Annotated in this window: 15 protein-coding genes; 8 read left to right on the top strand and 7 right to left on the bottom strand. The window is 52.9% G+C overall.

Translation table 11 applies throughout. From position 1 onward, the window contains the following. Positions 1–219 precede the first annotated feature (219 nt). Together V2P20_RS17090 and V2P20_RS17095 are read left to right on the top strand one after the other, a co-directional pair. A complete protein-coding gene (locus V2P20_RS17090; protein WP_331820413.1) occupies positions 220–960 on the top strand; it encodes an NAD(P)-dependent oxidoreductase in 741 nt (246 codons plus the stop codon). A gap of 586 nt (positions 961–1,546) precedes the next feature. Then, on the top strand, positions 1,547–1,927 hold the full coding sequence (locus V2P20_RS17095) for a DUF805 domain-containing protein (protein ID WP_331820415.1): 381 nt from the start codon (positions 1,547–1,549) through the stop codon (positions 1,925–1,927). Between the two features lie 69 nt (positions 1,928–1,996). Here V2P20_RS17095 and V2P20_RS17100 read toward each other — a convergent pair whose 3' ends face one another. From V2P20_RS17100 to V2P20_RS17110, 3 genes are read right to left on the bottom strand one after another with little or no spacing between them, the layout of a single operon-like run. Next, positions 1,997–3,451 (bottom strand): efflux transporter outer membrane subunit, encoded by a 1,455-nt coding sequence (locus V2P20_RS17100; RefSeq protein ID WP_331820417.1) that lies wholly within the window; start codon positions 3,449–3,451, stop codon positions 1,997–1,999. Next, complete coding sequence (locus V2P20_RS17105) at positions 3,448–6,648, bottom strand: efflux RND transporter permease subunit (RefSeq protein WP_331820419.1); 3,201 nt, start codon at positions 6,646–6,648, stop codon at positions 3,448–3,450. Before V2P20_RS17105 ends, V2P20_RS17100 begins: the two co-directional genes overlap by 4 nt. A 3-nt stretch (positions 6,649–6,651) precedes the next feature. Next, on the bottom strand, positions 6,652–7,806 hold the full coding sequence (locus V2P20_RS17110; protein ID WP_331820421.1) for an efflux RND transporter periplasmic adaptor subunit: 1,155 nt from the start codon (positions 7,804–7,806) through the stop codon (positions 6,652–6,654). A gap of 170 nt (positions 7,807–7,976) precedes the next feature. Here V2P20_RS17110 and V2P20_RS17115 point away from each other — a divergent pair, with 170 nt between their 5' ends. Then, the gene (locus tag V2P20_RS17115) at positions 7,977–8,603 is read left to right on the top strand and encodes a TetR/AcrR family transcriptional regulator (protein ID WP_331820423.1); all 627 of its coding nucleotides are present in this window, start codon (positions 7,977–7,979) and stop codon (positions 8,601–8,603) included. A 603-nt stretch (positions 8,604–9,206) separates the two neighbouring features. Continuing rightward, the gene (locus V2P20_RS17120) at positions 9,207–10,358 is read left to right on the top strand and encodes an SIR2 family protein (protein WP_331820425.1); all 1,152 of its coding nucleotides are present in this window, start codon (positions 9,207–9,209) and stop codon (positions 10,356–10,358) included. A 351-nt stretch (positions 10,359–10,709) separates the two neighbouring features. On the opposite strand, the gene ilvD is transcribed toward V2P20_RS17120, so the two are convergent. From ilvD to ada, 3 genes are all read right to left on the bottom strand, one after another. Further along, the gene (ilvD, locus tag V2P20_RS17125) at positions 10,710–12,563 is read right to left on the bottom strand and encodes a dihydroxy-acid dehydratase (RefSeq protein ID WP_331820426.1); all 1,854 of its coding nucleotides are present in this window, start codon (positions 12,561–12,563) and stop codon (positions 10,710–10,712) included. Positions 12,564–12,626: 63 nt separating this feature from the next. Next, positions 12,627–13,544, bottom strand: a complete 918-nt coding sequence (locus tag V2P20_RS17130) for an AlkA N-terminal domain-containing protein (RefSeq protein WP_331820428.1) — start codon at positions 13,542–13,544, stop codon at positions 12,627–12,629. Beyond that, on the bottom strand, positions 13,541–14,632 hold the full coding sequence (gene ada, locus V2P20_RS17135; RefSeq protein ID WP_348532254.1) for a bifunctional DNA-binding transcriptional regulator/O6-methylguanine-DNA methyltransferase Ada: 1,092 nt from the start codon (positions 14,630–14,632) through the stop codon (positions 13,541–13,543). Before ada ends, V2P20_RS17130 begins: the two co-directional genes overlap by 4 nt. A gap of 329 nt (positions 14,633–14,961) precedes the next feature. Here ada and V2P20_RS17140 point away from each other — a divergent pair, with 329 nt between their 5' ends. Both V2P20_RS17140 and ftsH read left to right on the top strand, forming a co-directional pair. Further along, positions 14,962–15,435, top strand: a complete 474-nt coding sequence (locus V2P20_RS17140) for a CBS domain-containing protein (protein WP_331820430.1) — start codon at positions 14,962–14,964, stop codon at positions 15,433–15,435. A 982-nt stretch (positions 15,436–16,417) separates the two neighbouring features. Then, complete coding sequence (ftsH, locus tag V2P20_RS17145) at positions 16,418–18,322, top strand: ATP-dependent zinc metalloprotease FtsH (RefSeq protein WP_331820432.1); 1,905 nt, start codon at positions 16,418–16,420, stop codon at positions 18,320–18,322. Between the two features lie 64 nt (positions 18,323–18,386). Here the strand turns inward: ftsH and V2P20_RS17150 are convergent, their stop codons facing one another. Beyond that, entirely contained in the window at positions 18,387–19,364 is a 978-nt protein-coding gene (locus V2P20_RS17150) for a MerR family transcriptional regulator (protein ID WP_331820434.1), read from the bottom strand. 345 nt (positions 19,365–19,709) lie between these two features. On the opposite strand from V2P20_RS17150, the gene V2P20_RS17155 reads away from it, so the two are divergent. Both V2P20_RS17155 and lysM read left to right on the top strand, forming a co-directional pair. Then, the gene (locus tag V2P20_RS17155; RefSeq protein WP_331820436.1) at positions 19,710–20,270 is read left to right on the top strand and encodes a DUF937 domain-containing protein; all 561 of its coding nucleotides are present in this window, start codon (positions 19,710–19,712) and stop codon (positions 20,268–20,270) included. A 30-nt stretch (positions 20,271–20,300) separates the two neighbouring features. Then, positions 20,301–20,765 carry a peptidoglycan-binding protein LysM gene (lysM, locus tag V2P20_RS17160; RefSeq protein WP_331820438.1) on the top strand — a complete coding sequence of 155 codons (465 nt, stop codon included), beginning with the start codon at positions 20,301–20,303 and terminating at the stop codon, positions 20,763–20,765. Positions 20,766–20,942: the final 177 nt, after the last annotated feature.

The raw sequence follows: 20,942 nt of genomic DNA on the forward strand, positions 1-20,942 counted from the left end.
TAACTTGCGCCTTATAAGATATTCGGCCTGAGGTGCCCGGAAACGCGGGCGATCTTTATGCCGTGCGAATGCACAAGTATCAAAAGGGTATAAATGAATTAGCACCTGCTGAGAACCCTTTTATGGTTGTCAGCGGTCTGAAGAGGGTGGATATGTGAAATTTATGATCAGCCGTTAGCGGGATGCGGCGAGCCGATATCTTACCAGGAGACGAAACCGATGACACTTCCGAAATTATTGATCACCGGCCACAGCGGCCTGATCGGCAAAATTCTGTGGCGCGGCCTGGCAGACGCATTCGAACTCCATGGCGTCGATATTTGCCTGGACGAACAGACTGGAAACGTATTTCGAGCCGATATTTCAAACTTCGAGCAAATAAATGCCGTATTTGAACGAATCCCTGAGCTTGCTTGCGTGGTTCATCTGGCAGGCGATCCGCGTGTTGAGGCAGACTGGCAATCAGCACTGATGAACAATGTTGTCGGGACCCGGAATGTCTATGCGGCGGCAAAGGCTCATAAGGTTAAGCGAATAATATTCGCAAGTTCAAACCACGTTACAGGGGCTTACGAAGGTTTTCCTCCAAGCCTGCATATCCAGGCAAGCCCGGTCAAAATCACGACGCAAGATCCCATTCGTCCGGATGGATACTATGGCGTCAGCAAGGTTGCCGGCGAGGCGATTGCCAGAATGTATTATGACCTTCACGGCCTCGAGTCGGTATGTCTCCGCATTGGCTCGGTACTAAAGGACGATGATCCGACTAAGGTTGCCCGCAGTCAAAGCATATGGCTCAGCCACCGCGATCTCGTGCAATTGGTGAAGAAGAGTCTTCTGGCTGAAGTCCAGTTTGCGATTTATTACGGAGTTTCGAACAACAGAGACCGGTTCTGGGATATTTCCAATGCCGTGGCAGAAATCGGGTATCAGCCTGAAGATGATGCTTCAACGCGCTGAAAAAACGATAAAAGCTGCTGCCCGGCCATCGATGCAAACAGGGATCTGTAGCGCTCAGCAAAGGCTCGGCATGAACCAAGTAAGGTAAGCACCATGACAAAACTCTCTCTTATGGAAAGCGAAGCGCGAAGACGCTTAAGGTGTGGATGTCGGAGCAGGAGTTTGTAGCCCTAGCGGACCTTGATCAAGCTGTGCGAGAACCATTGGTCGGGTATCCGCGGGCACGAACCTGTCTCCGGCCTGGCCCGCGCCATATGGCAGTCAATCCGCACTGTGCGGATCCGACCGTGGATTTGTACGGTTATTCCGATTCAAGATTCCGCCGACCAAGGCATTAGCCGCCCTGGCGTTTGCTGAAATCGAGCGAAATGATGCTGAAGGCTGCAACAAGGGCACAAGTGAATTCGGCGTCTACAACTGCTCAACATCAGTTTAATGCAACAGAACCATTTTTATTCCTGGCGAATGAGATCTGAAGAATTCATAGTAGTCGCGTCAGGATGGCCGGTAGCATTAGAATATTAAGCTGACTTGACTGTACTGAAATGCGATAGTATTAAGTGAATATATTTTCTAGGAGAAAGTTATGAATTGGTATCTGGAAGCAGTGAAGAACAAATATGCCGTGTTTGACGGACGGGCGCAGCGGCAGGAATTCTGGTATTTCATGCTGTTCTATTTGCTCATTTATTTTGCCTTGTCCGTCGTTGATCAAGTGACAGGGGCTTTTAATGAGCAAACGGGTACCGGATTATTCAGCGGGATTTATGCGCTGGCCATGCTGATTCCATCTCTGGCCGTGGGGGCGAGGAGGTTGCACGACACGGGGCGCAGCGGTTGGTGGCAGTTGCTTTCGCTGATTCCTGTTCTCGGCGTTTTGGTTCTGATTTTCTTTTTCGCGCAGGACAGCCAGCCCGGCGACAATCAATACGGGACTAACCCCAAGTCAGACCAACAGCCTGTCTAGCGATGGATGCCGCGATTTGCGATTACAGCGTATCGCACTCGCGGCAAGCTTTCCCATCAGCCAGCTTTTTTAAGGCAACAGTCGAGCAGGTCTTTCCAGGGCGACAGTCGATTCCCAGCCCCCGCCCAAAGCTTTGTAAAGCGCTGCCAGCGCAGTCGCCGTGGCGGTTTCGCTCTGCGCCAGACGGTCCTGGTCTTGCAACAGGCGCTGTTCGGTGTCCAGCACAGTCAGAAAGTCGGTCACGCCTTCCTGGAAACGCAAATGCGCCAGCTGGTGGGCTCTTTCGCTGGCTTTAGCGGCTGTGGTGAGCAATGCCCGCCGGGCCCGTTCGCGATTGTAATTAACCAGCGCGTTTTCCGTTTCCTCCAAAGCATTCAGCACCGTTTGCTCGTATTGAGCCAGGCTGGCCTCGGCGCTGGCATCGGCGGCCTTGATGCGCGCGTACACGCGACCCAGGTCCAGTGCGGCCCAACTGATTCTGGGACCGGCAGAGTAGGTGTCCGCGCCCGCTGCGCCGAGGCCCGACAGGGTGCTAGCCTCAAGAGAAATAGTGCCGACGAAGGTGACGCGCGGGAAAAGATCGGCCGTTGCCACGCCGACGAGAGCCGTCGCGGCTGCCAGCGTGCGTTCGGCAATACGGATGTCGGACCGCCGGCGCAGCAGTTCTTCGGGATTGCCTATCTGGATGAGCTCGGGAATTTTGGGTATTGGCACAGGCTGTTCCAGTTCCTTGGTCAGAGCATCCGGCAATTGTCCGGTCAGTACGCCGAGCCGATGGATAGCCCTGAAAATGGCGCTTTCCATCGGCGGAATGATGGCCCGCGTGGAATCAAGCTGAGCCAAGGCTCTTGAGGTATCGAGTTCCGTGCCGCGCCCGTTTTCAAGCCGGATGCGCGTTATTTCCAGCGTCTGGGTCTGGTTTTCGGCGTTCTTCCTGGCTACGGCCAATTGGTTTTGCAGGCCGCGCAGTTCAAAGTAATTTCTGGCTACCTCGGCGATCAGGCTGACGCTGAGATCCCGAAGGCTGGCTTCCTGCGCTTCGACTTCGTCGCTGCTCGCTTCGACATTGCGGCGTACGCGGCCAAAAAAATCGACTTCCCAGAAAGCGTCAAAACCGATGTTGTACAATTTCAGTTCGCGCGGCACGAAGGCTCGGTTGTTCAAAGAGCCGACGCTGCGTTTCTGCTCGTTATAATTGGCGTGCGAACTGACAATGGGGAACAGATTCAGTCCCGCTTCCATATAGAGAGCCCGTGCTTCGCGCAGGTTGGCGCGGGCTGTTTCCAGGTCGCGGTTGTGCTGTATGGTCTGGTCTACCAGCGCCGTCAGCTGTTTGTCATCGAACAGCTTCCACCAGCTGACTTCTATGCCTTTCTGGGAAAATTCGGGCTGGACGCCGTGGTGAAAGGTTTGGGGCATATCGGCTTTCGGCGTTTCATAGTCCGGGCCGACCGCGCAGGCGCTCACCAGCGCGGCGGTCAGTAGAGTCATGACGACGCGGGATTGGGTTCTGTACTGGATCATAGTTCGGTACCGGAAGAAGGCTCATGAATCGGCAAGTTGCCGGTCTTGGCTCTGGCTGGCCGCAGGCGCTGCGCCAGCGCCTGTACGGTCACATAGAAGACCGGCGTCAGCAGCAAACCGAACAGGGTTACGCCAATCATGCCGCTGAACACGGCCGTGCCCAGCAGTCGCCGCGACTCTGCGCCCGCGCCTTCGGACACCACCAGCGGAAACACGCCCATGATGAAGGCGAACGAGGTCATCAAGATTGGGCGCAATCTGATTCGGGAGGCTTCCACGGCGGCTTCGAAGCGGTTGAGGCCGCTTTCCTGCCGCTGCTTGGCGAATTCCACGATCAAAATCGCGTTCTTGCTGGCCAGCCCCACCAGTACGATAAAGCCGATCTGCGTGAAGATATTGTTGTCCATATGGCTCAACCACACGCCGGTCATGGACGACAGAATGCACATCGGCACGATCAGGATCACCGCGAACGGCAACGACCAGCTTTCGTATTGGGCTGCCAGCGCCAGAAATACGAAGATGACGCTGAGCGGGAAAACGAGCAGGGCCACGTTGCCGGCCAGAACCTGCTGCAGGCTGAGCTCGGTCCATTCAAAGTCGAATCCGGGCGGCAGCTCCGCTTTCATCAGCTGGTTCATGATATCGATGGCTTGGCCGGAACTGACGCCGGGCAGCGTGCCGCCGTTGATCTCGGCCGCTGGATACATGTTGTAGCGCGTAATCTTGTCCGGACCGGTGATTTCCTTGACATTGACCAGCGAGCCGAGCGGCACCATGCCGCCTTGCTGGTTGCGCGTCTTGAGCTCGGCAATGTCTTCAGGCTTCATGCGGAATTCGGAATCGGCCTGCGCCATAACCTGGTAAGTCCGCCCGAAGCGGTTGAAATCATTGACATAGAGCGAGCCCAGGTAAATTTGTAGCGTGTCGAAGACTTCCTTCAAAGGCACATCCATGGATTTGGCGCGCGCGCGGTCGACGTCCAGGAACAGTTGCGGCACGCCGGAGCGGAAAGTCGAGAACAGTCCCACCAGGCCGGGCTGCTGATTGCCTTTGGCGATCAGCTCCGAGTTCACCTGCTGCAAGGCATCAATGCCGGCCGCGGTTCGGTCCTGGATTTGCAGCTTGAAGCCGCCCACCGAGCTCATGCCCCGGATCGGCGGCGGCGCAAACACGGCGATATGGGCATCCTTGATCTGCGCGAGGCGCTGCTGGAGATTTTTGATCACGGCATCGGCATGCAGATTTTCGCGGCCGGCCCGTTGTTCGAAGTCATTAAGCCGGGCGAACATCGTGGCGACATTGGACTGGCTGGAGCCGCTCAGGATCGAGAAGCCGGCATAGGCGTTCAAATGCTTGACGCCTTCGGTTTCCAGCACGATGCGCGTTGCCTGCCGGACCACTTCCTGAGTACGCTCCAGCGAAGCCGCATCAGGCAGCTGCGCATACAGAATCAGATAACCCTGGTCCTGCTGCGGGATGAAGCCGGTCGGCACTTTTTCGAAAGCCAGGAAGTTGAGCCCGTTCAGCCCCACATAGAGCGCCAGCACGACCACAGTCATGCGGATCAGCCGCCCGACCAGGCGCGAGTAGCCTTCGCTGAACCGGTCGAAGAACTTGTTGAAGCCGTTGAAAAACCAGCCGAACAGGCGGTCGATCACCCGCGTGAGCTTGTCTTTGTCGCCGTGCGCCCGATCCAGCAGCAGTGCGCACAGGGCAGGGCTCAATGTCAATGAATTGAACGCCGAGATGGTCGCCGAGACGGCGATAGTCAATGCGAACTGCTTGTAGAATGCGCCCGATACACCGGTGATAAAAGCCGTCGGCACGAACACGGCGATCAAAACCAGGGCCGTGGCGATAATGGGGCCTACGACCTCGTCCATGGCCTTGCGCGTAGCCTCCCGAGCCGACAGGCCCATGGAAATGTGGCGCTCCACGTTCTCCACGACGACGATGGCGTCGTCCACGACGATACCGATGGCCAGTACCAGGCCGAACAGCGACAGGGTGTTCAAGGACAGGCCCATGGCCGCCATGACGGCGAATGTGCCGATCAGCGAGACCGGCACGGCGAGCAGCGGAATAATCGTGGCGCGCCAGTTCTGCAGGAATATCACGACCACGACCACGACCAGCAATATCGCTTCGAACAGCGTCTTGACGACGGCGCTGATAGATTGCTGAATGAACACGACGGTATCGTAGACCATGTTGTATTCAAGGCCTTCAGGGAAGCGCGTCTTCAGCCTTTCCATGGTTTCGACGACGGCTTTTTTGGTATCCAGCGCGTTGGAGCCCGGCAGCTGGAAAATGGCGAGACCCACGGTGGGATCGCCGTCCAGAAACAATCCCGAATTGTAGTCCTTGGCGCCCAGTTCGATGCGGGCCACGTCCTTGAGTCGGGTTATCTGGCCGTCTTCGCCTTTCTTGATCACGATATCGGCGAACTGTTCGGCCTCCATGAGTCGCCCGAGCGTGCTGACGGTATACTGAAAATCGGTGCTTTCCTTGTAAGGCGGCTGGCCGACCACGCCGGCCGCTACCTGGATATTCTGCTCGCGGATGGCGTTGATCACGTCGCTGGCAGTCATATTGCGGGATGCTACCTGCTCGGGGTTCAGCCAGAGCCGCATGCTGTAGTCGCGGGCGCCGAACACCATGATTTCACCGACGCCGGGCAGCCGCGCCAGCGTATCCTTGATTTGCAGCAATGCATAGTTGCTCAGGTAAACGCTGTCGTAGCGCTTGTCCGGAGAGACCAGGTTGACGACCAGACTCAGGTCGGGGCTGCGTTTCTTGACGCTGATGCCTTGCCGCCGGACTTCTTCAGGCAGCTTGGGCTCGGCCAGCGCCACGCGGTTCTGCACCAGCACCTGCGCTTTGTCCAGATTGGTGCCGGGCTTGAATGTCACCGTCAGAGCCATGAAGCCGCTGTTGGTGGACTGCGAGGACATGTACAGCATGTCCTCGACGCCGTTGACTTCCTGCTCGATGGGCGTCGCCACGGTTTCGGCCACAACCTGGGCATTGGCGCCGGGATAGGTTGCGCTGATGACGACAGTGGGCGGCGCGATTTCCGGATATTGGGCAATAGGCAGACCAAGCAGCGCCAGACTGCCGACCAGAACAATCAGAATAGACAAGACCGATGCAAAGATCGGCCTATCAATAAAAAAGTGAGTGAAGCGATTCATGATTTATTGCTCTATCGGCTGCTCGGCGAGCGAGATACGTTCCGGATTCACCTTAATGCCCGGTCTGAGTTTTTGCAGTCCTTCGACGACGACCCATTCCTCGGCCTTCACGCCTTCCTTGATCACGCGCGACTGACCGATGCGGGCGCCCAGCGTCACTTTGCGGTATTCCACCTGGTTGTCTTTATTGACGACCCAGACGAATCGTTGCGCCTGATCGGTCGCGACGGCTTTGTCGGGCAGCAGGATAGCCGGATAGGGGACACTGCCGCGCACGCGCATGCGGGCGAAAAAGCCGGGGCTCAGCAAGTCGTCCGAGTTGGAGAACACGCCGCGCAGTGTGACTGTGCCGGTAGCCGTATCCTCGCGCGGCGAAATGTAGTCTAGGTTGCCCTGGTGCGGGAAGTCTATCTCGTCAGCCACGGCCAACTGCACGGGCGCACCGATGTGGCCGCCTCCGGTTTGCTGGGCCAGACGGCGATATTTCAGCACCGAACGCTCATCGGCATCCACGTAAACATAGACGGGATCGGTAGAGACGATAAAAGTCAAGAGCGTGGCATCGGCGCCGCCGCCGCTGACCAGGTTGCCCTCGGTTATCAGTTCTCGGCCGATGCGGCCGTCAATCGGGGCGCGTACTTTGGTGAAGTCCAGGTTCAGCCGGGCCGTGACAACATTGGCTTCCGCGGACTGAACCGCCGCTGCGGCTTCTCGCAAGCCTTTGCTGCGGGCATCGTGCTCTTCTTCGGAAATCGCTTTGGCGCGAAACAGACGTTCGGCCCGCTCCAGGTCATTCTTGGCCAGCTCGCGCTTGGACCGCGCACGTTCCAGCTCGGCCTCGGCATAGTTCAACTGGGCACTGAAGGGCTTGGGGTCGATCAGGAATAACAGATCGCCTTTTTTTACTTTTTCCCCGGCTTTGAAGTTGACTTTTTCGAGATAGCCGCTGACCCTTGCCCTAACGTCTACCGAACTGACGGCTTCGATGCGGCCCGTGTACTCATCCCATTCAGTAACATTTTGAGCCAGGGGCTGGGCGATCTTGACGCCGGGCGCCTGGCCTTGAGCTTTTTGGGCTTCCGGATCGTTCTGTTCGCCGCACCCGGCTATCGCCAATAAGGTGATGAGAGTCAGCAGAACTTGCCGGGCATAATGCATTGATATCCCTGGCGAGTCTGGCCGACGTATGAGAGTCCATATGGGTGTTGCGTTTTTCATCCCTTTTGTACCTTGATCGTGAAAGGAAAAAATAAATGGTAAAACATATTACCGTTTAATTTACGGTATGATCATAGTCCGAGTCAACTAATGTTTTTATGAGTGAACAAATGATTAAATGCGGGCGCCCCCGTAAGGGCGAGGAGCGTCAGAGTCGTGACCGGTTGCTGGATACGGCGCTCAAGCTGTTTCTTGAATACGGCTATGGAAACCTGAGTCTGGAAACCATTGCCAGGGAGGCGCATGTGTCGATGCGCACCATTTACAACCAATTCGGCGGCAAGGCCGGGCTGTTCGGCGCGGTTATAAAGCGTGCCAGCGATCCGTTTATCGAGGTTCTGTCCGAGGGGCTTCTGGAAGGCCGGCCGGAGGAGGCGCTGATTGCTTTCGCCAAACAGTTTCTTCTCGGCATTACGCGGCCGGATGCGGTACGCATACGCGCCATACTGATAGGCGAATCATTGCAATTTCCGGACCTTGCCATGCAGTTCTATGAGCAAGGGCCGCAAAGAACGCTGGATCATCTTGAGCAGTTTTTTATCCGGCAGCAGAAAGCCGGCTATTTTTCCGATGTGGATCCGTATTTTCTTGCCGAACAATTTATAAGCGCATTGCGCGGTGAAAAGGTTTTTAAGCTGCAGCTCGGTTTAGACTCAACGCCGGATGAGGCGCAAATTGATATCTTGGCCCGGCAGGCCACGCGCTTGTTTCTGTATGGCTGTTTGTCAAGCGGGTAGGATGGAGCTGGTAATTAGCCTAAGCGTCATCCGGATGCGTTGGCGCCATCACAAAAGAAAAAATGAAGTTAAAAATCTCCCGGGCACAATGCCTGGGAGTCATCAAATGATAGTTGAGGGAAGCAATATGAAGGGAATGCTCAGGGATAATTACATCAATTTCGCATTATTCCTTTTACGGTTCTGGTTTACGTTGCTGGCAATGGTGGCTGTTGCAAATAGAGTGGACGAAATAATGTATTCGCCTGAAACAAACCCGTAAAGGCCTGTTATAAATACCAAACCAGTCAAAATATCTTTAGATAGATCGTTCATTTTTCAGTTTTTGTAAAAAATAATAGCTGTTCTTGAGGATGAGATTACTATACAGTCGGCGTATATAATTAACAATATATCAAAAATAAGACAAATTGTTTCTTTTATGGATACAATTGTGTCACACTAATTTAATATTAGTAGGATAGAGGGCAATGAAATCAATGGCATGTGAACTGGTCTAATTGTTGATAAAAGTTGAAGTTCAAAGCGGCTGAAGATTATGAAAGTTCCGTTAGGCTTGCCGTATCAAATGTCTTGCAATTAGTACTGCTACTAAATTGATAAATGATGAATTCACCGAAAACATTTGCTTCCCTGGTTGAACAGCATTCCTTTAAAGGCAAGAAGACAGCGCCGTTGTGTAATTTTTCATTTTTTCTGGGAGCCGGTTTTCCTAAATCGTGGGATGAGCGATTCCCTTTGGAAAACCAGTTGTTTGAGTTCAAATACAAGGAATGGATGCCTCGCGGCAGGGCTCTGGAGCAATTTCTTACGCTCAATAATTATCAGGTGCATGGACTGGATATAACCTGCGAGCTTTTTAAAGACATCGTTTACCAGATCGGTATGATGAAAAAATATGCCGCCGTCAGATCGAGATATCTGGACGAACAGAATATCGCTATCGTTGAAAACGAGCTCAAGGCGCTGATCGTCGAAAAATTTAAAAACATGGCGCCTACGTACCCCGTTAATCCTGATCTCGACAAATTTTGTTTCGACACCCGATTGACCGATGACCAGCAGATTATATTGCAGCTTTTTTTACGGCTGCTTACAGATGCCGATGGTTCAGAGAGTTTGCCTGAAGGCGTAAGACCGCATTTCATCACCACAAACTACGACGCCACAATTGAGGCTATTCTGGACAATTGCGCGGGGCCGGATGACTCATTTTTACGATATACCTATCGGGGGATCACGCCGCGGCAATGTTCCGGCAAAAGCAGGGCTACAACGATACACGATCATGGCTTTGTCAATAATCTGCTGAAAATCAATGGCGGGTTTGAGATTTATGAAAGCCCGGCAGGCTACGAATTCGATTACAGCGAGAGAGACTTCGCCAGTCTGAAATTAAATCCGCCGCAAATCATGCTGCCGTCGCATGAGCAGGATTATCAGCAAAACTATTTTCAGGCTATCTTTCCGAAGGTTATCCGGCTGCTGCATGAATCGACTGTGCTGGTGATCGTCGGCTACAGTCTGCCCGAAGAAGACGCATTAGTGCGGTTGATTCTCAAACAGTTCGCGGAAGATCGCAGCGACGGTTATAACAAGGTGGTGTTTTATATCGACCTGGCTATCGATGATACGCAAATCAGCAGGGTCAATAAGATCTTTCACTATTCCGGAGAGCGAAGGGGATTGACAGTTATTCCTTACACCGGCAAGTTCTCGGCCTGGGCAGGAGCTGTACTGGATAATCTGAACTGATTGTGTTGAATGGCGTTATTAATATTGATGTTATGCAGTCAGTTGAATACAGATCGGTTTAGCAAAGTGTCGTGCGACGGAGTTATTTAATCGGGTTTACCGCACCTGAAGGCGAGTTGCTTACTTTTACCAGCCTGTGTAGGTTGGGTTGGAGCTTTAGCAGAAACCCGGCAGGGGCGGCCGAAATGCTGGGTTAGCAGCCCAGCCTACCGCCTGCGATGCGCTGTAGGTACGAATTCACTTGCGCCCCATAGGTATCAACTATTTTTGTCGAGTCATTCAAGTCTGGAAGTCTGCTGGAGCCAAAGGGTATAGCTCCAGCAGACATCGTCCGCGTGCAACGGAGAGCTTTTACTTTCGCTCTACTAGAGACACATCTCTCACCGCACCCTTGGCAGCAGAGGTGGTCATGGCGGCATAGGCTCTAAGCGCAGCCGATACGTTGCGCTGGCGGCCGACCGGTTTCCAGGCCTGCGAGCCTTTGGCGACCATCGCGGCACGGCGGCGCTCGAGTTCTTCGACAGACACGGCCAGATGGATACGGCGATTGGGGATATCGATTTCTATCGTATCGCCTTCTTCCACCAGACCGATGGCGCCGCCTTCGGCCGCTTCAGGCGAAGCGTGGCCGATACTCAGGCCGGAGGTGCCGCCGGAAAAACGGCCATCGGTAAGCAGTGCGCAGGCTTTGCCCAGGCCCTTGGACTTCAGATAACTGGTCGGATACAGCATTTCCTGCATGCCGGGGCCGCCTTTCGGGCCTTCGTAGCGGATCACAACCACGTCGCCCGGCTGGATTTTATCGCCAAGAATGGCGGCAACCGCGGCATCCTGACTTTCGAATATACGGGCGCGGCCGGTAAACTTGAGGATGCTGTCATCTACCCCGGCAGTCTTGACGATGCAGCCATCCAACGCAATGTTGCCGTGCAATACCGCCAGGCCGCCGTCCTGCGAGTAAGCGTGCGCCTTGTCGCGGATACAGCCGTTGGTGCGGTCGTCGTCCAGCTTCGGATAGCGCTGGGACTGTGAAAAGGCGACCGTGGTAGGTATTCCGCCGGGTGCGGCACGGAAAAATTCCTTGACTGCTTCGTCCTGGGTACGCTGGATGTCCCATTGCTCCAGCGCGGCGCCCAGGGTGGCGCTATGCACGGTCGGCACCTCGCGATTGATGACGCCAGCGCGATCGAGTTCACCCAAAATGCCCAGCACGCCGCCGGCGCGATGAACGTCTTCCATATGGTATTTCTGCGTAGCCGGTGCGACCTTGCACAGACAGGGCACGCGCCGCGAAATCGCGTCGATGTCCGACATCGTAAAATCGACTCCGGCCTCATGGGCCGCCGCCAGCAAGTGCAACACGGTATTGGTGGAACCGCCCATAGCTACATCGAGGCTCATGGCGTTTTGAAACGCTTCGAATGTCGCGATCGAGCGCGGCAGCACGCTGGCGTCATCTTGCTCGTAATAGCGCTTGGCCAGTTCGACGATCAGGCGGCCGGCGCGCAGGAACAATTGCTCGCGGTCGGCATGCGTGGCCACCAGCGAGCCGTTGCCGGGCAAGCTTAATCCCAGCGCTTCGGTCAGACAGTTCATGGAGTTGGCCGTGAACATGCCTGAACAGGAACCGCAGGTAGGGCAGGCGGAGCGTTCCACCGCAGCCACTTGTTCGTCGCTGATGCGATCATCGGCCGCTTCCACCATCGCATCCACCAGATCCAGCGCGCGGATTTCGCCTTTCCAGTTAACTTTGCCCGCTTCCATCGGTCCGCCGGACACGAACACTACAGGGATGTTCAGGCGTAAAGCGGCCATCATCATGCCCGGGGTGATTTTGTCGCAGTTGGAAATGCAGACCAATGCGTCGGCACAGTGCGCATTGACCATGTACTCCACGCTGTCGGCGATCAGGTCCCGGCTAGGCAAGCTATAAAGCATCCCCTCATGGCCCATGGCGATGCCGTCATCCACGGCTATGGTGTTGAATTCCTTGGCCACGCCTCCGGCTTTTTCGATTTCCGCCGCGACGAGTTGGCCCATATCTTTCAGATGCACATGGCCAGGCACGAACTGGGTAAAGGAATTGGCAATGGCGATGATGGGTTTGGAAAAGTCTTCATCTTTCATGCCGGTGGCGCGCCACAGGGCACGCGCACCCGACATGTTGCGGCCGAAAGTGCTAGTACGGGAACGGTATTGGGGCATAGTAAATCTCGAAGGATCTTAAGGTTTGAAATTGAAGCGCTAGATGATACTCCAATCGAACGTTTATCTCCACTGACGCCGCGACGCGCTGGAAGCCAGTTTCCATAAATGCGCGGCCGCCAAAGCCCGCCACGGTGCGAAGTTTTCCAGCCATTGCCGGGTTTGGTTTTCATCCATCGGCTCAACGTGGTTCAGTAATATCTGCAAGCCGCGGCGGACTGCGGCATCACCATGCAGCGAACCGTCCAGCCAACCGTATCCGCGTAATAGTGCATATTCGACAGTCCAGGGGCCTATGCCGCGAATTTTCAATAGTTGTTGACGAATTTGTTCTATCGGCGGCTCCTTCAGATCGCCATTCAGTTCCAATTCACCGGACACTATCCTTTGGCTCACAGCCAGCAAAGTCTGCGCCTTGCTTTGCGAAAAACCGGCCCGGTGCAAGTCGTCGCTGCTTAAATCCGCTACATGCCGTGCGTCCGGGTAGCAATAGAGGCCGCTGGAATGCTGTAATCCGACCAACTGAATGAATTTACGGCGTATTGAAATAGCGGCGGCAACGCTGATTTGCTGCCCGGTGATCGCCCAAGTCAAAGCTTCAAATGCCGATGCCGAGACCGGTACGCGCAATCCGGTCTGTTTTTTGACCAGCATCCCAAGCTGGGGATGCCGGCTGACACTTTCCTCGAAAACAGCAATGGGCTGATTTAATCCGAGCATCCGCAAGGCCAGCGTGGATAATGCGTCAGCTTCAAATGAATCTGATGGATGATCGATACTGAGCTCTATTTCAGCGCGCTGGGATGAAAACCGGAGCGTCAAGCAGGCCGGTGAACCTTGCCAGACGATCCCTTTGCGCACTCGGTCGGCATCTACGGCTTCGGCAACAGCCAAAGTATCGCGCGCATGGAAAGACAGAATATCGGTTACCCGGTAATTCGCAGGCAGCGGCAGTGTGCAAGCCATCACATGGGTCTTCATGCCGGGTTCTCTCTCCGCAACAGTCCGGCTTTGCGCTTCACGCCCCAACGGTAACCGGACAAGCTGCCGTCCGAGCGGACTACTCTATGGCAAGGAATGGCTACCGCCAAGGTATTGGCTGCACAGGCACCCGCCACCGCTCGTACTGCATTGGGTGCGCCGATGCGCTGTGCAATATCGGTGTAGCTCACTTTCTCGCCGACCGGGATTTGCCGCAAAGCCTGCCAAACTCTTTGTTGAAATGCGGTGCCGCGTATGTCCAGCGGTAAATCCAGGCCAATCGCCGGGGCTTCGACAAAGCCAACCACTTTAGCAACCCATTGATCGAACTCATGATCGCCGCCGATGAGTTCGGCCTGGGGGAAACGGTCTTGTAACTCTCGGGCCAAGAGATCCGGATCGTCGCCCAAAGCAATGGCGCAAATACCGATTTTGCTGGCCGCCACCAGAATAGAACCGAGCGAACATTCACCCAAAGCAAAACGAATCCGGCTATTGGGGCCGCCGGCACGATAATCGGATGGCGTCATGCCTAATAGTTGCGGCGATTGTTCATAAAAACGGCTGTTGGCGTTGTAACCGGCATCATAGATGGCGGAGGTTACCGATTGGCTTTTCGCCAATCGATTTCGAACTCGATGACTACGTTGGGCTGCCGCATACGCTTTTGGCGTCAAACCGGTAATCGCTTTAAAAATTCGGTGAAAATGAAAGGAACTAAGTCCGGCGATAGCCGCCAATTCGGCAAGGCTAGGTTCGTTTTCCGCCGTTTCCAGCAGACGACAAATCTCCGTCACTTTATCGGCATGCTGCTCACGCAAGGAGGGTTGATCAGGTTTGCAGCGTCGGCAGGGACGAAAACCAGCCGTTTCGGCTTCTTCCCGGCTGAGATGGAATTGTACATTTTCCGGCCTGGCGATGCGTGCCGGGCAAGATGGTCGGCAATAGACACCAGTGGATTTAACCGAATAATAAAAGTGACCATCAGCGGTATGATCGCGCGCAAGTACAGTTTGCCAACGAGGATCATCCTCTGTTTTTAAATAATTTGTGTTAGTCGGTTTCGGCATATGAATTTTCGTGTTCATTGATATTTGCCGATTAATTTAACAAACCATTGCTATTAAACACTCCGAGTCTTGCTTTCAAAACCGGCTGGGTTGTGTGCTAAAAAAGTAAAAATATACCTATCGGTTGTCTAAGACATTATAAGTTTATGGACCTCGAAGTTGTACAGAAGTTACGCCAACCTGCGATTCTCTATTGTTGCGCCAACGCACTGCCAAGAAATTGGTTGAGATCGACATTGTTGCAGCCATCATGCCTGCCATTATGCGGGGGACACTGCTCAAGAAGGGACCGACAGGCGTTGAACGGCTACGCATGCTTACCAACTTACAAGCTCAGGAGAATGTTCATGTTAATTCGAGATTATATGACTACCAATCCTATCACCGTCAGGCCGGAAACTCCGGTTAAAGAGGTAGCGGACCTGCTGATCGCCAATCGTATCAATGGCGTTCCCGTTGTCGACGATGAAGGCAAATTGCTCGGCATTGTCACAGCTGAAGATTTGATTCACCGCGGGCTCGACGAGCGGCTCAAACCCCGCGATTCCATCTGGAAGGAGAATTTCTGGGTTGCCTTCTTTGGTCCTAAAAACACGCAGTCCGACAAGGCTCAGGGGCATACAGCCGCCGAGATAATGGCTCAGGATGTGTACACCGTTAAACCGGACATGCGCCTGTTCATGGCGGCCCGGCTTATGGTGGATCATGAGGTGACATCGTTGCCCGTAGTGGAAGCCGGAAAACTGGTGGGCGTCATTTCCCGGATCGATCTTCTGGCTCGCTGGGAAGAGCTCGAAAGCTATTTGAAAAGAGAAGAATAACGCGCTGGTTGCCTTACTGATTGTTCTTGTCACCATTGTGCCGGTCCTGACTGCCGCGCGGGTTGGGCGCCGGCAGGCGTTCTGGCTTATGCCTTCATGTCCTTGGCGGTGAAATACTCAGACTGATAGCATCAAAAATTATCAGTAGCTGATTATCAACTATTTCCCCCAAAACCTCATTTTATATTATAATTTTCTAATAAAGTTTAGCTGCTCAGGTCTTTTTGTACATATTTTGTCTAATTATAATTAGACAAAGGCCGGGCTACTGATTATTATGGGATGAAGATTAGGTGGAGAATCAGGTGGTTATCGCTTCCGAAGCGCCGCTTAGTTCATGCGCTGTTAATTTACTAGGTTTAAAATAACCTAATAAAATCAATATGTTATTATTCTATCGGTCAGGCTGTAATCTAACTAGGCTTACAAAGACGTCATTATTATGACCTATTTAGATAAACTGCGGTCAAAACAATGAGTTAGGCAATGCTTGACCTATCGCTCCTCAAATCATTTCACAGTGAGTCTTGGCATGAAGTCGTTGCAGGAAATCAGCAAAGTTATAGATTCAGATCGGATCAGTGATATGCCGAAAGCCAGACAAGCCATAAAAACAACGCCCGAAGAATCAGCCCGAAAAAGTTGGGGTTTATATGAGCCTCAGGTTTTTTTATGAAAAATTTCAACCGCTTCCCTATAGCTAGATGTTCTTTTTAAGGATGTCTTGATGATTAGGCCTGGGTTTTAACATCGTGCTTTGCTAACGGAGGATGGAGTGCACGGGCAAAGCGCAGTAAAACCTGATATGGAACTGATAAGGAAAAAGGCGAGATACATTTTTTTTTACGTATCTCTTCAATTCTGCAAGTTAATATAAGTAATTGTCTATAATGATCTTTTTATGCATAAAACCAAGCAGTGCCCATAAGCACTCAGACATCGCCAAGGTGTTGATAGTACCGCCAAAGCCAGGAGACAAATCATGAAGAAATATTCAATGAATTTACTGCTTTGGGGTGTTGTTTTGATCGCGGCGGCGGTAATCATTACCCGGCTGAACTCAACCCCTCCAACGGATAACTCCATAGCCTATTCAAGTTTTATTGAAAAAGTCAAACATCGTCAGGTTGAGCGGGTGGAAATTCTGGGGAATCTCATCAGAATCCGCACATCGGAAGGTCAAACCTTTGAGACTATTAATCCTGATGATCCCCACCTTATTGATGATCTGCTCGAAGCCGGTGTTCAGATAAAAACCTACGCACCAGAACAACAATCATTTCTTGCGCAATTATTTATATCCTGGTTTCCTGTATTGCTGCTGGTTGCTATATGGGTCATCTACATGCGCAGAATGCCTGGCGGAGGCGTGGGAGGCAGCATGAACTTTGGCAAAAGCAAAGCCAAAATGCTGACCGAAGACAATATGACCGTCAAATTTGAAGATGTCGCCGGCTGCGAGGAAGCCAAGGAAGAGGTGGTCGAACTGGTGGACTACCTGAGAGATCCTCACAAGTTTCAGAAACTGGGCGGCAAAATGCCGCGCGGCGTGTTAATGGTCGGCCCTCCCGGCACCGGTAAAACTTTGTTGGCGCGTGCCATTGCCGGTGAAGCCGGAGTTAAGTTTTTCAGTGCTTCCGGTTCCGATTTCGTTGAAATGTTCGTCGGCGTTGGCGCCTCCCGGGTCAGGGATATGTTCACTCAGGCTAAAGAGCATGCGCCCTGCATTATCTTTATCGACGAAATCGACGCCGTTGGCCGCCAACGCGGCGGTGCCGGAGCGGGGGGCGGCAATGAGGAGCGCGAGCAGACGCTCAACCAGTTGCTCGTGGAAATGGACGGTTTTGACGGTAATGAAGGCATCATCGTTATTGCCGCAACCAACCGGGCCGATATTCTCGATAAAGCACTGCTCAGGCCGGGGCGTTTTGACCGCCAGGTAAATGTCGGGCTGCCCGATGTGCGCGGCCGTGAGCAGATTTTGAATGTGCACCTCAAGAATGTGCCGGTCGCCGAAGATGTCGAGCTGAAGTACATAGCGCGCGGCACGCCGGGATTTTCAGGCGCGGAACTGGCCAATATAGTCAATGAAGCGGCGTTGTTCGCAGCCAGGGCCAATAAGGAAGAAGTCAACATGCAGGATCTTGAGAGAGCCAAGGACAAGATTCTGATGGGCGCCGAGAAACACACCATGGTTATGTCGGAAGACGATAAGTTATTAACGGCTTATCACGAAGCCGGGCATTGTATCGTCGGGCAGAAGTCGCCCGATCACGATCCGGTCTATAAGGTCAGCATCATGCCTAGAGGCCGGGCGCTTGGCATCACCATGTTCTTGCCGGAAAGAGATCAGTACAGCGCCAGCAAACGTAAACTGGAGAGCCAGATAGCGGGGCTGTTCGGCGGCAGAATTGCCGAACTGATGATTTATGGCGGCGACCGCGTGACCACCGGGGCCTCCAATGATATCGAGCGCGCAACCGAGCTGGCCCGCAATATGGTGACGCGCTGGGGATTTTCGGACAAACTCGGGCCGCAGGTTTACGGCGAGGAGAGCAGTCAGCCTTTCATGAGATATTCCGGCTCTCAGGGCGGCCCCGTTTCCAGTAACGTCGCTCACATGATCGACGAGGAAATACGTCTGGTCATCGACCGCAACTATCAACGCGCGGAAACCATCCTGCAGGAAAATATCGACATCCTGCATAAAATGGCCGATGCACTGATGAAATGGGAAACACTGGATCACCAGCAAATCGAGGATTTAATGGCGCGCAGAGACGTCAGGCCGCCTCAGGACGGAAACGATTATCAAGGCAATCAGTCTAATTCAGGTAGTAAAGGGCAGAAAAAAGCAGATGCCGACAAGACTACCGAACAGATTTGAGGTGCGCTCATTCTGGGGGGGATAAGGATCCCCCCTCTTTTTGAATCAGAACTACTTGATCGGGTTAAGAGTAGTCATGAAGCGAAGTTTGAATGCGTAAACGGTCCAGGATCAGTTTGAAGTGTTCATAGTTCTGAACGCTTAAAGCGCCAACCTCATCCAGGACGGCTTGATAATCGGATGTCGCTCTCCCGCCGGCAATGAGAGCGACATCTTTTCCTATCAGTTTGTTCAGACGTCTTATCTCCCTATTGATGACATGGTCATCAGTTCTGAAACTGATGCTGACTGCTACCGCGCAAGCGCGGGCATATTTAACGGCGGCGGCAATTTCTTCAGCCGGCAGATTGGGTCCCAGATAAGTTACGTGCCAGCCTTTGAATTCGGCAATAATCATGGCGAGCAAGGCGCCTATTTCATGTAATTGGCCTAGCGGCGTGCTCATAATTAAGCGTGGGGCCTGTTTTGGGCAGGGCGCGCTGGATCTCAGGATATAAGCCAGAGAACGGATTATGGCCGTAGCCATGTGTTCATGCGCCGGCCTCAACAAACCGGCTTGCCAACTTTCACCAATCTTGTTCAGTAAAGGCGTCAGCAAGTGCTCGATAAAGGGCATTGGCCCCAGCTCGGCAATGGCATTTTCACAATGACCTTCCAGTACCGCGGCTTCGAAAGCAATGATGGCGCTGAAGCATTTCTCCAGATACTCTTCCGCCAGATCGCGATTGTTGGCGCGTATTGGAGTGACAACGCCCATCGGCTGTTTTGCCGCGTGGGTATCTCTTTTGAGCAGGGACTGCAATTCATCCAGAGAGAGCCTGGCAATCCGGCCGATACTGTGACCATTGTTTATAGCCTGGTTGAGCAATTTTAATCTGGCGATATCCTGGTCGGTATAGACACGCTGTCTGCCTGCTGTGCGGGAAGGCGTCACGGCTTCATAGCGTCTTTCCCAGGCTCTGATCAGGTCGGTTTTGACGCCGGAACGCTTTGAAACGGTACTGATTAAATATTGCGCTGGCTTGGCCTGATCTTCATTCATGCACGAGAGAGTGATAGGGTTTTTAAAAAAAATTATACCACAACACTTTTACAAAAATTTGACGCAGGACAATATTTAAAGTGCTTTAATATATTGTATTGCTTAGTCATTGAATAGATTTAACTTAATAGTGGAGGTTCTTTTTGGTGAGCGATTATTTAGCCAGTCCTAGGGGCCGTTTCAAGTTTTCCAGAACTTAAATCTCAAGTTGGTGATCTGAATGTAGGAAATAGTCGATGGTTTTTATTCGGAAACGAGGAAATCAATAAGCGAATTTTGATCCAAAGCAGTATGCACCGGTGGTGCTTATTTAGTAGAAGCCACAAGCCACGAGGAGGTTGAGCGATGAGTCTATTAGATGCTGTTCTAGGAAAGCAGAATGCGGACATGGTTGCCAAGTTGGCGCAAAGCGTCGGTATTGATCAAAGCGATGTGCAGAATATTGTCAGGCAATTATTGCCCGCTGTCTCCAGAGGAATCAAATCCAACGCGGCAAGCGGCGAAGGACTGCAAGGGCTGTTGAGCGCCCTACAGACCGGAAGCCATGAGCGTTATATTGATCATCCCGAAGCATTGCAAGAAGAAACTGCAAAAGCGGACGGAAACGCAATTTTGAGCCATATTTTCGGCAGTAAGGATGTCAGCCGCAATGTGGCAGCTCATGCCGCCCAGGAAACAGGCGCAGATACGGGCATTGTCAAGCAGTTACTGCCCTTGGTGGCAGCGGTGGTCATGGGCGCCTTGAGCAAGCAGACGTCCGGTAAGACCTTATCCGCCGATTCAGCCCAAAACTATGGACAAGCCGGGGCCAATTCGTCGGGTAATTGGATCACGTCTTTTCTGGATGCGGATAAAGATGGCGATATCACCGATGATTTATTGAATCTTGCCAAGAAATTCTTTTAATCGCTTTTCAAACAAGCACTGGAGGATGATATGGGACTATTAGATTTTGTTAAAGATATCGGCGGCAAATTGTTCAATAGGGATGACGAGGCCGCGGATAAAATTACGGAACATATTATGGCCAGTAACCCGGGAATCAGTGATTTGGGCGTTGCCTACAAAGACGGCGAAGTGACCCTGATCGGTAAGACCGATAGCGCGGAAGCGGCGCAGAAGGCCGTGCTGATGGCCGGGAACGTCAAAGGCGTTACTAAGGTCGTGCCGAAAATCGACATCGTTGAAGCGGCCTCGGCAGGCCAGGATGCCGCATCGGCGTTGGAACCTGCAAATGTCGAGTACTACGTGATTGCCAGCGGCGACACTTTATCGAAAATTGCCAAGAAATATTATCACGACGCCAATCAATATCAGCGCATCTTCGAAGCCAACCGGGAAGTCATCAAAGATCCGGATTTAATCTACCCGGGCCAGAAGATTAGAATTCCATTAGGTTGACGATTATTTCACTGCTCGAAAGGCAGCCGGTATGCTCTTTCATCCGATCGGATGGGAGAGCATGCCTTTATAGTCAGTTGAGCGATAGTCGAATTGATGGATGCAAAACTCGGCTTGACATAAGAAAGCCCGTCTTCAATCCCTTCAGCTTCAATATGAGTTTTCCGGTAAAGCCAT

Source organism: Methylobacter sp. Wu1, from assembly GCF_036553575.1.
In the GTDB taxonomy this organism is placed as follows: domain Bacteria; phylum Pseudomonadota; class Gammaproteobacteria; order Methylococcales; family Methylomonadaceae; genus Methylobacter.